This window comes from Halobacillus halophilus DSM 2266 (assembly GCF_000284515.1).
Lineage (GTDB): Bacteria > Bacillota > Bacilli > Bacillales > Halobacillaceae > Halobacillus > Halobacillus halophilus.
Window position 1 is genome coordinate 3,192,652 of record NC_017668.1, and the last position, 12,360, is coordinate 3,205,011.

Below are 12,360 nucleotides of genomic sequence, written 5' to 3' on the forward strand. Positions count from 1 at the left end.
TCTATCAATCTTTTTCCATGCTATTTTCCTTAACCTGCCAAGCACCAGCGCGCCGTGGATCTGAGCCGCCATATACTCTGTTTTCTTCTTCGTCAACGACCAGAGCTTGGACTCCTCCGTAGTAAGTGGGGGATACCTCCAGGTGCACATCATAATCTCGTTCCTCTAATTCTTCCTTCACTTCATCATCCAGATCTTTTTCTACATAGACATTTTCATCTTCTATATAAAATCTGGGCGAAGCAATGGCATCCTCCAGGGGTTCACCAAACATCACGTGTTTGGTAAGAACTTCAGTGAGCATCATCGGAATTCTTTCTCCTCCCGGTGAACCAATACCTATCTTTCTGTCTCCATTTGTCATAATGGTCGGGCTGGTAAAACTCCTTGGTCTTTTTCCAGCTTCCATTCCGTTTATTGAAGAGTCATCAGGACTGAAGTTTTTAAGCTGATCGTTTAAAAAGAAACCGCCGACTTCTTCACCAGAGCCAAAATATGCGCTTAACGTATTCGTTACCGAAACCATGTTGCCGTCTGCATCTACGACTACATAATGGGTGGTGCTGACATGATCTTCTTCTGCCACTGTGTCGCTTGTTTTATAGTCATCGGATAACTGATCCATATCAATAGAAGCAGCGAGGTCTTCTACATAATCATCCTCTGTCAGTTCTTCGTATGATTTATCAGTGAATAAGGGATCCCCGATATTCTCCACACGATCATCGTACGTTCGCTTGGTTATCTCACCAATCATATGGATGTAATCAGCTTGACTGCCTTCCGCCTCTTTTAGATCAACCATTTCGCTGGCTTTTAAGGATTGAATTAACGTTACACCTGACAATGGCGGCGGGGCTGAATAGACTTCATAACCTGCAAATTCACCTTTTACGGGAGCACTTTTCATAACGCTGTAATTACTTAAGTCTGATTTGGTTAATTCCTTTACACCGGCCGCGAGTTTATCAGAAATATCTCCGTAGTAAAAAGCGCCTGAACCTTCTGATTGAATGCTTTTTAGAGTTTTGGCTAATTCTTTTTGTTTTAATGTTTCATTCGGTTGAATCGGCTCTCCATCAGGAAAGAAATGATCTAATTTCTTAACAGGCATACGCTGAGCATTTTCCTCCAATCGCTGTGTAAGGTGCTCATCCGCCTTAAACCCATCTTCTGCAAGTGAAATGGAGGGCTCCAACAGTTTTTCCATGTCCATGGAACCAAAATCAGAATGGGCTGCCTCGAGACCCTTAACGAGGCCTGGAACTCCAAATTTATTAGAAGGGGTTGCACCTGAAATCGGTGCTGTTTCCCTGTATTGATAAATAACGGGATCCTCCTCTTCGTCAGCAGGGTGAATCAGCATAGCTCCCCCTCCTCCGATGCCTGACCCATAGGGTTCAACGACTCCGAGAGCATAGGAAACAGCAACGGCTGCGTCAACAGCGTTGCCGCCCTTTTCGAGGACTCCCATGCCTGCTTTAACCGCCAGAGGATGTGACGAACTTACTCCGTATGCTTCCGTAGTACCGGTGGATGGAGAAGGTTTAATCCCATAATGGGGAGACTTTTCCATTCCTTGATTACTAATAAAGTAAGTAACGCCCACTGCAGTTACAACGATCAGCATCATAAGAATAGAAAGGATTTTCTTATTCATCCTCCTCTAATTCTCCTTCTTCTAAAATGGAAGAGTGGTCAACTTCGATCACCAGTTTTCCATTTTCTACTGTAAAGTTCGATTCAGGCTCTCCTCGTTTTAATTGAGTAAAGATTTTCTTTTGATTGTATTTATTATTGGTCACGGCAGGACGTGATTCCCTAATTCGCATAGGTAAGATTTCAAACCTGCCAGTTCCATCTTCCATCAAGTCATAGTTAACTAAAGCACTATCTCTTGTACGGGACCAGCCTTGATCAAAGATAAAGTTTCCAAGGCTGTAGAAAATCACTGAATTATCATATACCTCGACCGGAGACAAGACATGAGGGTGGTGGCCTATAATGACATCTGCACCGGCACCCACGATCGCCTTTGCCATTTCCTGCTGTCTCGGGTGAGGTTTGTTATCGTACTCCGCTCCCCAGTGGATGTTGACGACCACCATATCCGCATTCTCTTTCGCCTCTCTTACAAGAGGAAGAAAAGACTCAGGATCTGCAGCTGCAATCCCTGGATTATATTCCAGAGCTCGAAAACCTGACACGTAGACATCAGAAAAGCCCAGGGTCGCTATTTTTAACCCATTGGTCTTCTTGTAGTCAATCTGCTGAGCTGCCTCCAGGTCTTTACCGGCACCTACAAAATCAAGCTCTTTATCTTCAAAGGTTTGAACCGTGTCAAGCAGCCCCTCAGGTCCAAAGTCCATGGCGTGGTTGTTAGCTAGATTTACATTTGAAAAGTTAGCATCTTTTAAAGCTTCTACAGCACTTGGATCTGCACTCAAATGAATAGATTTATCGATTTCGTCATAACTTTTCCCCTCTAGCGTCACAGGGTTTTCAAAATTCCCCGTTACATAGTCTGCAGACTCGAAATAGGGAGCCACTTTTTCGAACAGATAATCGGTCCCTTTTCTCTCTGTAACTTCTTTTACGTTCCGCCCAAACATCATATCGCCTACAAAAGCCGCGCTGAAATAAGAATTTTCTTTTTCTTTAGCTTCTGGAGCGGGCTGCTTATAAAAAAGTTCGAACCCTACAATAAATACAAATAAAATAATAATTCCAATGATGACGTGTTTATTGGTAGACTTTTTATGCTTCTTAATTTTCTGTAAAAATTTCTCTTGATATGATAATTTCATAGACATACGACATCCATCCTATATGAGATAATAAACCGTCATAATCAAAAAGGTTACTCCACTTAGAAGCAGCGTACTGCCTGTGGTAATAATCAATCCCTGTTTCTGCATGGTATTGGCAATTAAGCCGGGAACAATCACACCGATCCCCCGGAATTCTAATATTTCAAATGGAGCCATGGGGTAAAAATAGTCGAACAGTAATTTGAGCACTATTCCTGTACTCAGCATGGCCGCGAATTTTCTCCGCCCATAAAGAATCATAAATTTAGAAACGCCATACGTGACAATTAAATACGTCAAAAAACTAATAAATAATACAACGGCTATAAATATGGGCTGGTCAAATACAAGTGCTAAATATCCTGGCACTACTAATCCAGCCGGCATTACCCCGGTTTTCTCGGCAAAAATCAAGCTTAAAATTACCCCTAATACAAGGGATATATATAAATCGGAACCGAACATATGCTTTTTCCTCCTAGCTGACAATCGGTTGATGTTTATTTTCGTGAAACTTATCTATCAATGGTTCTGCAGCTCCGTGGATGTTCCCTACTCCGTACATGACCCGGTCTTCTAACATCTCAGACAGAACTTCCATAATCTGTTCTGTAGTATAACCCTCTAAATCCAGAAGATGATCTACTTGAATTTTTCCTTCATTAACATCTGTAACTATTGGTTCTGTGGTTTCCCCTATCAAAACGAGCGTATCAGTAGGGATGTAAGGTAAGACATCTTTGGAGAATTGTTCGGTACGCTCCACCCTGTCATCCCGGCAGTTCATAATAATGATGGGATTTTCAGAGGGGTAACCGAGAAATTCTACTCGTTTCCATATATTAATAGTAGAAACGGCGTCATTAGCCGCAAAGCCATTTACAAAATAAGCTGGCTTTTCAGGACTACCAAGTGGAAGAATGCGCATCGCCCCAGGATCAGCAGGAGCCTTTAGCATCCCTTGGGATGCCGTAGCTTCATCAATTCCAATGGCTTCTGCCACGGCTAATGATAATGAAGCATTTTCAGGAAAAACCATATATTCAAACTTCTTTAAATAAGAATCTGAAATTTTACTATTATCCGCTACGATCACCTTCGTGTTCCTCTCCTCGGCAATTCTCTTATAGTAATCCACATAAGGACTCTCGGATACTATCAAGTGACCATCATATGGAATAGTGGATACGAAAGCTTCCGCAACTTCATCAAGTGTAGGTCCCATTACGTCCATGTGATCTTCTAAAACATTTACAATAACGCCAATATTGGCCTGCAGCATTTTTTCTTGAAATACAACCTGGTAATCAGGATTTACGGCCATACACTCACTTACCAATGCCTCAGCGCCTTTATCAGCCGCTTCTTTAACTACTAATCTTTGTTCACGGATATTAGGACCTTCTCGTCTCCGTTTAATAGGCTTTTCTTCATCCGTGTCCCAAAAAATCATTCTTGCTGACGTTCCTGTGGTCTTGCCTATTGTTTTGTAGCCTGCTTCTTTCACGATACCGGTTATTAATCGAGTCACTGTTGATTTACCTCGAATACCGTTGATGTTTACTCGGATAGGCAGGGCATTGACGTTCTTTTTATGCTGATGCCATTCATAAGCACCAATAATTAGAACCGTGATTAACACAATAGGTATTAATAACATGTGTTTTCACTTCCTCTATCTTCTTTAGTCTGTAACCCTAAGTAAGTTTAAGTTATATAATTTTAATTCACAACAGCCAGGGTTAAAATTAATATTTTTATAGTAAAAATCCATACTATTCCTCACATCTACTAAATTATTAATATCACCCATAAGGAATAAGGTTCATTTTTTTATCCAATATATAAAAATAGAGGAATTTATTGTTATTTCAAGCCGTTAATTGTAATATCTACGTAATATAGAGTAATTTTTAGAATATTATACAGGAATAAGGAACTATAAATTTTAGTACTATTAGATACGGGACGTTATTACTAAAAAAGGGATGGCATAGTAAACGATCAAAAATACAATTTTTGTTAAATCATCATTCATCTTTCTATCCAATATAAAAATGGATAGAAAACTTATTAATGACTTTGACTAAATATCAAAAAATATCAGGTTAGGACATATGTCCTTTCGAAAGGTTATGAATTCCTCTTTAATAGATGCAGAAGAGGAGGATGATCAATGAAAGGAGCAATATTTGCCCTCCTTGGAGGGCTCTGCATTACAATGCAGGGAATCTTTAACGCAAGAGTGAGTGAAGCAATTGGCGGATGGCATACGACTTCCATGGTTCATATCATTGCCTTCACCATAGCCATTATTATTTATTTAAACGTACGGGATGGAAAAGGAAAAAGCTTCAGGCAGGTACCCTGGCTTTATTTAGTGGGAGGATCGTTTGGGGTGATTGTTGTTTTTTCAGAATTAACAGCGATTCACAGAATCGGTCCAGCTCCTGCTATTGCTCTATTACTCGTATCACAAATCGGAACGGCCTTTATTATTGAGTCACAAGGATGGTTCGGTGAACGAAAAGTTCCGATCACACGCAGACAGAGTATTGGCCTGACCATGATGCTCGTCGGTGTCATCCTTTTTCAATTGTAAAAAGAAGGAGAGCTTAACGTGAAAGAAAGACCTACAACACTAGACTCCTATATCCAACAGTACCAGCTGGACGATTTATTTCCAGATTCCTTCAGGCAGCATATGAAGGTCTCCCCTTTTGAAAAGGGCGAAACTTTATTTTCTGCCGGGGATGAACTTGAAGAATTATATTTTCTCGTCGAAGGAAAAATTAAAATTTTCACGCTGACGCCGGAAGGAATGTCGCTGATCAACCGCTTTAAACAGCCACTCGCTCTAATTGGAGATGTGGAATATGTTAAAGGCAGCTCGGTCCTCAATTCGGTGGAAGCCGTTACCGAAGGCGTAATGATTTCCGCCCCCTTTTCGCATTTAACTGCGCTTGAAAAGGAGCATCCAAGCTTCATCCGGTTTCTGCTGGAAACCGTGGCCCACAAGTTTTATACCGAATCCCATACGACAAGTATGAACATGCTTTACCCTGTAGAAGTCCGGCTGGCGAGCTATTTATTATCGATTTCTTCGGTGGGAGAAGGAACGGTTTTTCATCAGGAAATGCGAACGTCCAATTTAATCGAACTCGCCGAATGGATCGGCACCAGTTATCGTCACTTGAACCGGGTTTTGAAGAAATTGGCTTCTGATCATGTCGTCGAGAGAACAAATGGATCGGTTACAATTAAAGATCTGGAAAAGCTTCGAACCCTCGCGAAAGGAAATATTTATGAATAAGGAGGCGCTCTCATGGTTGGTGCATCACTCGCCATCATTTCCGGGATTTTAATTAGTCTGCAAAATATATTTAATGCCAGAGTCAGTGAAAAAACAGGACCCTGGGCCACTACTACACTTGTGCTCGGATTAGGTCTCGTCTGTTCCCTGCCTGTCTTTTACTCGGTCGAACAAAGAAGCCTGTTTGCGTTTGGAGATGTTAATCCCATCTTTTTATTCGGAGGTGTATTTGGTGTCGGAATCGTTTTCTTCTTAATGAGGGGCGTTTCCTTGATCGGACCGGCCTACGCTATATCGATAGCACTGATTTCACAGATCCTGATTGCTTTTACAATCAATACAGCGGGCTGGTTCGGGTTCGAATCTTCTTCCATCTCCTGGCAGAAGCTGATCGGTATCACGCTTTTGATCGGCGGGGTTCTCGTTTATAAATTAGAAAAGAGGGTGGGATGAGGGGGTCTTATAAACAGCCTGGACGAATTAGAAAAGCTGAAGATGAATAAAATCACCTTCAGCCTTTTTTTAATGGCTACTTCTCCTCATTCAGTTCCATTTTAAAAACAATGGCGTAGTCCTCATTCTTAATGGATGGAGGCAATGTCTTCAAATTCTCCGTCCCCCGGGTGGATAATTGACTCTGACTCGATCCTATTACATAAGCCCAGTAGATGGTTTCTCCCTTATTGAGCGTGACCCGTTCTTCCGGATGTTCAAACAGGAACGCTTTTAGGTCTTTGGGCTGCTCCGCTTGTCCCGCTACATATCCATCTGGTCCTCCAATCGTTAAATCATTCATCTCCTCCCCCATACGAACTTGAAAAGAATGGAGAGCGTTCTTATATTTACTATTCTCTTCAGCCGTAGACTGGGTGGTGATTTCATTGATCATTTTCCCGTTTTCATAGACTTCAATGGAACTGATCAGGGCTTCTCCCTCTGGTACCTTTCCATCCACCGTGAAGAAAGTTTGATAATCGACACCGATCTGATTAACAAGCGTCTTCTCGCGGTTGGAAAGCTTCGCCGGCTTTACCACCAGTGAGAATGAAGAAGCCTTATGACCATCATTCTCTTCCTGAGCCTGCCCCGTTTCGCTGCTGCCTTGATTCGTACATCCGGCCAGTACAAGCGCTATTCCAATCAGAATCATAAATCGCTTCATTTCTTTAGCCCCCATTCTCGTTTATACCAATAGATGAAAAAGAGAGTGTTGTTTAAGATCATCTTCTCTACATACGCTTACGATTCCATTGACCGATAAGTTTCAGGATAACGCGTTCCTTACATACACATTAGATTCAAAAATTCGAGATTTAATCTGTGAAATATTGGGTATATTCTTTTCGTTGCTAGGTTTTCGCTAGTTTGAACCTTACCTTTTATGAGAAGTTCTGCACTAATATTTTACAAACGGTAAGTTTGACGTTCTCATAGCTTCTATGTAAAATGGCGTCATAAACAATTATTGCACACGTGCAACTTTTATAAAAAACTACAACATTGAGAGGTGAATAAATATGCTAGAAGCCTTTAAAGAACTCCATCCTACTATGCAAGCTTTTATTGGGACATTATTTACATGGGGAATGACAGCTCTCGGGGCCGCTCTCGTCTTTTTTGTAAAGGGAACGAACCAGAAATTCCTTGATAGCATGCTTGCATTTGCCGGTGGGGTTATGATCGCAGCCAGTTATTGGTCTCTGCTTGCTCCTGCGATTGAAATGTCATCAGAAAGTCCAGGTCCAGCCTGGGTTCCAGCTGCCGTTGGCTTCTTATTAGGGGGAGTACTGCTGATGTTTGTCGATCGCATGCTTCCAGCGATTGACACCGATCGTTACATGCATGATATTAAAGATCATAAGGCTAAGAATCGCACAGCTCTGCTCTTCTTTTCCATGACCCTTCACAATATTCCTGAAGGTTTGGCTGTCGGAGTCGCCTTTGGCGCTCTTGCTTCCAACATGACAGAATCGACGCTTGCGGGGGCTTTGGCACTCGCGCTCGGAATCGGCATTCAGAACTTCCCGGAAGGTACGGCCGTATCCATGCCGCTTCACCGTGATGGGATGGGGAAAAAGAAAAGCTTTATGTTCGGTCAATTCTCAGGGATGGTCGAACCAATAGCGGCAGTCGTAGGTGCGTCGGCCGTAATTGTCATTGAACCCATTCTTCCGTACGCACTCAGTTTCGCCGCTGGTGCCATGATCTTCGTCGTTGCGAAGGAAATCATTCCCGGCTCCCATGAAAAAGGAAATGTCAATCTCGCATCCATGAGCCTTATGCTCGGGTTCACTGTCATGATAACGCTCGATGTCGCGCTTGGCTAATTGAAGACGAATCAAAAAAGTCCAGAGTGATTGTACTCTGGACTTTTTTCGTCTCGGCAAAATCCCCATCATGCCGCCCATTCACTCGCATAGTTAAATGAACAATAACATGACCGGTATATCCTTGTATGTGCAAATATGTCTTACTTCCCACTTAACGAATCTCTATGAAAACCACCTTTTGCTTCATAAAGGTATTTATCAGGTACTGCTTCTTCAATCAACGGGAACAATTCTCTTTCTTCCAGTCGTACATGTTCATCCAGTAATTTCCCTAATTCATTCACTTTATCATAGGATGTATTTTGACTTTCTCGAAGATGACGAATCAGACACCTGATTTGTGCATGTTGATAGAGCATCTGTTTGACCAAACCTTCATTAGGTTGTTCAGCATATTCAAGATAAACCGGTAGTAGAATATCCTCCTCATCCCTAAAGTGATCCTGGCCATCTTCTTTCCAAAAATTAATCATTTCCCTTATTAATTGCTTATAGTTCTTTTCACTTTTTTCTGTCCCAGCTTTTTTCATTTCAAGAGCCATAACTAAAGCGTGATGGTGGTGGTGGGACAAAGGGATTAAAGCTTCATGCCTTTTCAAGTCCATCCTCCTTTCCATAAGCACTTCTTGTGAGAATCAACAACACGGTTTACAGATTAATTGGCTATAGATATAAATAGCCTCTCTCTATTCTGCGTTTTCATCTGTCTGATGAAGCCCGAAAATATTTCCTTCGCTATCCAGGAAGTATCCTTGCCAGGCCATTCCTGGCAGGGCATATTTCGGCATGGCGACCTGGCCGCCATGATTTAAAATTTTAGATTCAACAGCATCGAAATCTTCCACACCTATGGTACAGGCATAGCCATTCAGAGCCTGATTTAATTCAGGAGGCGCGCTTTGGCGCTGCATTAAAGCTCCATTGATCCCAAGCTCCTTGTCATCGCCGGTCACAGCTCCGGCATAAGGCATTCCCGCGTACTCGCTCCAATCTTCAAATGTCCATCCGAATACCCCGCTATAGAAATTCTTAGCCCGTTCCATATCATCCACATGAATTTCAAAATGAATAACTCTTCCCATAAGAACCTCCTGTTGATATGTTTTTTTTAAACATTTCCAATCGCTCATTCAAGTATGTATATTCTATTTCTAGTTTCAGACTCCTTCTTTATGCGTAAGTATCCTGCAAAGTACCCATTAGTCCGAATTCCCACTCATCACATGATTCCAGAGCAATCTACTCCTTACTTATCACCACTTCCATTTGAACCAGACTGCGTATTCGCTTTTATTTCCTCTAATAGTTGCGTCTGCTGGTCCTGCTTCTCCAATACCTTATTCGTTACCTTTTGGATAGTATTGGTAATTAACCATAGAGAAAGGATGATGACAACAATAATTAATAAACCATTCATTCGTTTCACTCCTTTTTGTATCGTAGGATGTTTCTTCTTTTAAAACCGGAGGGATAAACAGATGATCAGTTGAACCTTAGTGATTATCTTGTTTCGTTATACCATTTAATTGCAAACCATACTGCAAGCAGTTGCGAGATAAACCCGGCTAACCATCCTATCACAAGTGAATAATTCACATAATCACGAAGACCTATGCCTCCTGAAATTAAAATTGATCCCAACAGTATAAAAATAATAGTTAGTCTTTGATTTTTGTTCATCTGCTTCCCCCCATAATTAAACTCCTGCCAATTCATAAACAATTTTACAAAATACAGGTGTGTTTTTCTCGTTTAAAGTCATATAGACTTAATCATTTCAACTTGTATCCAAACATCGAAAAAACGGAACCCCCAGTATCGAAGGTCCCGCTTTTCAATGGATCAATTGATGAATAATAGAGCGATGGAGATCGGAATGAAACTCCAAAGAAAAATGATCACGCAGAATCCCATAATATCTTTCACTTTCAACCCAGCGATTGCAAGCAGAGGTAGAGCCCAAAATGGCTGAATCATGTTCGTCCATGAATCTCCCCAGGCAACAGCCATCGCTGTTTTGGCGGTACTGACATCAAGATCCATCGCAGCCGGAACCATGATTGGTGCTTGGACAGCCCATTGCCCTCCGCCGGAAGGGACAAAGAAGTTAACAATTCCAGCACTAATAAAAGCAAACAAAGGAAATGTGAATTCCGTAGATATACTTACAAACCAGGAAGACATTTGCTCAGATAATCCAGAAGCCACCATCATTCCCATAATCCCTGCATAGAAAGGAAACTGAATGATGATACCACCTGCGTTTTTTACCGCTTCGTTGACACTGTTCAAAAAATTCCGAGGGGTTTTATGAAACAGAATCCCCAGGAACAGGAAGAGAAAGTTGACGATATTGATATTCAAATCGAGACCATTCTGTACGAAAAAGTAAATAACAAACGATAGCCCTAACAACCCTATCGCGATCGAAACGATGGCGCTGTTTTCTAAACGTTCGGCAGGTGTCATCTGCTCAGCAGTTGCTGCAAGCTCTTCTTCCGCCCGATCTTCATGTAACAGCTCCAGGTTATTTTTGCTCAAATCACCACTGGTCTTTAACAGCCATAAATTCAGAAACGGCAGGGACACTAATAGAACAAAGACGATAAATAAATTCATACCGCTAAAAAGAGTCTCTGTAATCGGGACCGAACCAATCGTGTCCGAAAGAAAATGATCTTCCGTTGCAATCGTAAGAGGGATGGAACCAGACAATCCTCCGTGCCACAGTAAAAATCCACTGTAGGCACTGGCCATTAATAATCGATAATCCACGTTTGGTACACGTCTGGCTACGTGAATCGCCAGTAAAGCTCCTACAACTAAACCAAAGCCATAATTAACTAAACACGCTGCCGCTGCAGTAAAAGAAACTAACAAGATAGCCTGGCCTGGCGTTTTAGCCAGCGTACTCAATCTCTCTAGCCCACTCTTAACAAGCGGGGTGTTGGCTAATATGTATCCAGTTACAACAATTAAAGACATCTGCATGGCAAAAGCTAATAAATCCCAAAACCCGTCTCCCCAGAATTGAACCATTTGAACGGGAGAACTTTCTGTAAAACCAATCCCAAGACCGAACACCACGAGTGTTAATATGACCGCAAACAAAAACGCATCCGGTAGATACCGCTGAACCAGTCGATCAAAAAACAAAGTCATTCCTTTAAGCAACCTCATCACCCCTAAACTTTGTAAACGTTTTCAAAATAATCTAACATGTTCTAGTCTCTCTGAAATAAATGGAAAATTCAAGGGAGATTAAAGAAATTATATCCAGTCAGATCAAATTGCTATGCAAGATGATCCTTCAAAGGTAACCCTTTAATACATGGATCTGTTAAAGTTTAATGTTGATTTTTCATAAGAGCCTTATTACGCAATAGGGCCGGATTGTGGAAGACTCAGTTTCGAGATATTCTGCGTCCGTTGCTAATAAAGAGAGGGGGTGGCTGCAGAAACAACTCGCTTTCCTGCGGGGGAACTGGCAAGCCTCCTCGCTCGTTTCACTCCCTGTGGGGTCTCGCCTAGCTCCTTCTCCCGCGGGAGTCTCGCCGTTTCCTCCGCCATCCTATGATTGAGGAGTGAACGGACCCTTCAATAATAGAGGTAATCGTTCTGAATCAGCCTTAACCCCTTATATATCAGGGGTTGTACACTTAAATAAGCTAGATACTCTTTTGCTCTCCCGTTAATTTTAGTAGGCATTTTTGGTGGATTTCGAGTTTCTGATTCGGCCAGGTCCGGAGGGGGACGATGAAGACTCCTGTGGGATGAACATGATCGGTAAGATCCCGGAAGGCGAAGCCTGAGGAAGCTTACCACATGCCCACGGAAAGCGAAATCGTCCCCCGGAGGACCTTCCTTATAACCCATTTATCTCGAAACTGAGTCTTAAACAAACGGG

General features: G+C 42.0%; 14 protein-coding genes. 4 read left to right on the forward strand and 10 right to left on the reverse strand.

The genetic code is table 11. The features are described 5' to 3' along the window. Positions 1–4: 4 nt before the first annotated feature. Genes ggt through pgsB form a run of 4 tightly spaced genes read right to left on the reverse strand, consistent with a single transcriptional unit; the run spans position 5 to position 4,470 of the window. Positions 5–1,660, reverse strand: coding sequence for a gamma-glutamyltransferase (ggt, locus tag HBHAL_RS15765; RefSeq protein ID WP_014644460.1), 1,656 nt, complete (start codon positions 1,658–1,660; stop codon positions 5–7). Beyond that, positions 1,653–2,813 carry a CapA family protein gene (locus tag HBHAL_RS15770; RefSeq protein ID WP_014644461.1) on the reverse strand — a complete coding sequence of 387 codons (1,161 nt, stop codon included), beginning with the start codon at positions 2,811–2,813 and terminating at the stop codon, positions 1,653–1,655. The genes ggt and HBHAL_RS15770 overlap by 8 nt, the downstream gene beginning before the upstream one ends. A gap of 12 nt (positions 2,814–2,825) precedes the next feature. Further along, a complete protein-coding gene (gene pgsC, locus HBHAL_RS15775; protein ID WP_014644462.1) occupies positions 2,826–3,275 on the reverse strand; it encodes a poly-gamma-glutamate biosynthesis protein PgsC in 450 nt (149 codons plus the stop codon). A gap of 13 nt (positions 3,276–3,288) precedes the next feature. Continuing rightward, positions 3,289–4,470: a poly-gamma-glutamate synthase PgsB gene (pgsB, locus tag HBHAL_RS15780; protein ID WP_014644463.1), complete on the reverse strand. Its 1,182-nt coding sequence runs from the start codon at positions 4,468–4,470 to the stop codon at positions 3,289–3,291. A 516-nt stretch (positions 4,471–4,986) separates the two neighbouring features. On the opposite strand from pgsB, the gene HBHAL_RS15785 reads away from it, so the two are divergent. Genes HBHAL_RS15785 through HBHAL_RS15795 form a run of 3 tightly spaced genes read left to right on the forward strand, consistent with a single transcriptional unit; the run spans position 4,987 to position 6,576 of the window. Then, on the forward strand, positions 4,987–5,412 hold the full coding sequence (locus tag HBHAL_RS15785; RefSeq protein WP_014644465.1) for a DMT family transporter: 426 nt from the start codon (positions 4,987–4,989) through the stop codon (positions 5,410–5,412). Positions 5,413–5,430: 18 nt separating this feature from the next. After that, positions 5,431–6,123, forward strand: a complete 693-nt coding sequence (locus tag HBHAL_RS15790; protein ID WP_014644466.1) for a Crp/Fnr family transcriptional regulator — start codon at positions 5,431–5,433, stop codon at positions 6,121–6,123. Positions 6,124–6,135: 12 nt separating this feature from the next. Further along, positions 6,136–6,576, forward strand: a complete 441-nt coding sequence (locus HBHAL_RS15795; RefSeq protein ID WP_014644467.1) for a DMT family transporter — start codon at positions 6,136–6,138, stop codon at positions 6,574–6,576. Between the two features lie 76 nt (positions 6,577–6,652). Here HBHAL_RS15795 and HBHAL_RS15800 read toward each other — a convergent pair whose 3' ends face one another. Further along, entirely contained in the window at positions 6,653–7,285 is a 633-nt protein-coding gene (locus HBHAL_RS15800; protein WP_014644468.1) for a membrane lipoprotein lipid attachment site-containing protein, read from the reverse strand. Between the two features lie 355 nt (positions 7,286–7,640). Between HBHAL_RS15800 and HBHAL_RS15805 the strand changes: the two genes are divergently transcribed. Then, the gene (locus HBHAL_RS15805; RefSeq protein WP_014644469.1) at positions 7,641–8,450 is read left to right on the forward strand and encodes a ZIP family metal transporter; all 810 of its coding nucleotides are present in this window, start codon (positions 7,641–7,643) and stop codon (positions 8,448–8,450) included. A gap of 143 nt (positions 8,451–8,593) precedes the next feature. On the opposite strand, the gene HBHAL_RS15810 is transcribed toward HBHAL_RS15805, so the two are convergent. The 5 genes from HBHAL_RS15810 to HBHAL_RS15830 all read right to left on the reverse strand — a co-directional run bounded on the left by HBHAL_RS15810 (position 8,594) and on the right by HBHAL_RS15830 (position 11,633). After that, positions 8,594–9,052 carry a hemerythrin domain-containing protein gene (locus HBHAL_RS15810; RefSeq protein WP_014644470.1) on the reverse strand — a complete coding sequence of 153 codons (459 nt, stop codon included), beginning with the start codon at positions 9,050–9,052 and terminating at the stop codon, positions 8,594–8,596. Positions 9,053–9,139: 87 nt separating this feature from the next. Further along, complete coding sequence (locus HBHAL_RS15815) at positions 9,140–9,535, reverse strand: VOC family protein (protein WP_014644471.1); 396 nt, start codon at positions 9,533–9,535, stop codon at positions 9,140–9,142. Positions 9,536–9,699: 164 nt separating this feature from the next. Continuing rightward, positions 9,700–9,870 carry a hypothetical protein gene (locus HBHAL_RS21755; protein WP_173380437.1) on the reverse strand — a complete coding sequence of 57 codons (171 nt, stop codon included), beginning with the start codon at positions 9,868–9,870 and terminating at the stop codon, positions 9,700–9,702. Between the two features lie 83 nt (positions 9,871–9,953). Beyond that, a complete protein-coding gene (locus HBHAL_RS15825; protein ID WP_231853957.1) occupies positions 9,954–10,094 on the reverse strand; it encodes a hypothetical protein in 141 nt (46 codons plus the stop codon). A gap of 201 nt (positions 10,095–10,295) precedes the next feature. After that, positions 10,296–11,633 carry a short-chain fatty acid transporter gene (locus HBHAL_RS15830; RefSeq protein ID WP_041601411.1) on the reverse strand — a complete coding sequence of 446 codons (1,338 nt, stop codon included), beginning with the start codon at positions 11,631–11,633 and terminating at the stop codon, positions 10,296–10,298. Between the last annotated feature and the right edge of the window lie 727 nt (positions 11,634–12,360).

What these genes read in the sequence shown, in the direction of transcription:
- ggt (WP_014644460.1), bottom strand. Translation starts at nt 1,660, where the DNA reads ATGAATAAGAAAATCCTTTCTATTCTTATGATGCTGATCGTTGTAACT.
- HBHAL_RS15770 (WP_014644461.1), bottom strand. Translation starts at nt 2,813, where the DNA reads ATGTCTATGAAATTATCATATCAAGAGAAATTTTTACAGAAAATTAAG.
- pgsC (WP_014644462.1), bottom strand. Translation starts at nt 3,275, where the DNA reads ATGTTCGGTTCCGATTTATATATATCCCTTGTATTAGGGGTAATTTTA.
- pgsB (WP_014644463.1), bottom strand. Translation starts at nt 4,470, where the DNA reads ATGTTATTAATACCTATTGTGTTAATCACGGTTCTAATTATTGGTGCT.
- HBHAL_RS15785 (WP_014644465.1), top strand. Translation starts at nt 4,987, where the DNA reads ATGAAAGGAGCAATATTTGCCCTCCTTGGAGGGCTCTGCATTACAATG.
- HBHAL_RS15795 (WP_014644467.1), top strand. Translation starts at nt 6,136, where the DNA reads ATGGTTGGTGCATCACTCGCCATCATTTCCGGGATTTTAATTAGTCTG.
- HBHAL_RS15800 (WP_014644468.1), bottom strand. Translation starts at nt 7,285, where the DNA reads ATGAAGCGATTTATGATTCTGATTGGAATAGCGCTTGTACTGGCCGGA.
- HBHAL_RS15805 (WP_014644469.1), top strand. Translation starts at nt 7,641, where the DNA reads ATGCTAGAAGCCTTTAAAGAACTCCATCCTACTATGCAAGCTTTTATT.
- HBHAL_RS15815 (WP_014644471.1), bottom strand. Translation starts at nt 9,535, where the DNA reads ATGGGAAGAGTTATTCATTTTGAAATTCATGTGGATGATATGGAACGG.
- HBHAL_RS21755 (WP_173380437.1), bottom strand. Translation starts at nt 9,870, where the DNA reads ATGAATGGTTTATTAATTATTGTTGTCATCATCCTTTCTCTATGGTTA.
- HBHAL_RS15830 (WP_041601411.1), bottom strand. Translation starts at nt 11,633, where the DNA reads ATGAGGTTGCTTAAAGGAATGACTTTGTTTTTTGATCGACTGGTTCAG.